The sequence below is a fragment of the Mycobacterium intermedium genome (assembly GCF_002086275.1).
Classification (GTDB): domain Bacteria; phylum Actinomycetota; class Actinomycetes; order Mycobacteriales; family Mycobacteriaceae; genus Mycobacterium; species Mycobacterium intermedium.
In genome coordinates this window covers 1-808 of sequence record NZ_MVHT01000281.1, presented here as the reverse complement: position 1 = coordinate 808, position 808 = coordinate 1, and the positions used below count along the sequence as shown (strand labels likewise).

1 protein-coding gene is annotated in these 808 nt (G+C 64.7%); it reads right to left on the bottom strand.

Features of this window, described 5'->3' with window-relative positions:
• Positions 1 to 808 (bottom strand): serine/threonine-protein kinase (locus BST27_RS30680; protein WP_139805513.1); only part of this gene is annotated, 808 nt, incomplete at both ends.

Below are 808 nucleotides of genomic sequence, written 5' to 3'. Positions count from 1 at the left end.
GAGGGGGTCGATCGTGGCGACGGGTGGACACAGCGACTGAGGGGATCGACGGTACAGTCAGGGCTTGGCGGGCCGCAGCGGCCAGCGCGGCGGCGCTCTGGTAACGCGCATCCGGGTTCTTAGCCATACCGGTGGCGATGACGTCATCCAACGCCGCCGGCAGGCCAGGACGACTGCGACTGGGCCGCGGCGGATCCAACGACAAATGCGCAGCGATCTGCTGTTCCACGCTGTTGCCCGGAAACGGCAGTTCCCCGGTCAAGCACTCATGTAAAACGCATGCCAATGCGTAGACATCAGAACGGGCATCGGCGATCCCGGTGCTGAAGCGTTCGGGCGCCATGTAGGCCATGGTTCCCACCATCATCCCGGTGCGAGTCAGTTTGGTGGCCGAGGAGTCATGGGCGATGCCGAAATCGATCAAATACACGAAATCGCGGGGGGTGACCAAGGTGTTGGAGGGCTTGACATCACGGTGCACCAACCCCGCCGCGTGCGCGGCATCCAACGCAGCAGCCAACTGCTCGATGATGTGCACCGCTCGCTGGGGAGGCATCGGGCCGTCGCGGTGCAGCAGGGCGCCGACGTCGGTGCCCTCGACGATCGGCATCACCAGATACAGCCGGCCATCAATCTCGCCGGTGTCATAGATCGGGATGATGTGCGGCTCGCTTAGCCGCGCCGCGGTGTAGGCCTCGCGGCGGAAACGCTGCTCGTAGCCCGGTTCAGTGGCCAACTGCGGCGGCAGCACCTTGATCGCGACATCGCGGTCGATCTCGGTGTCATGGGCACGGTATACGGTGCCCAT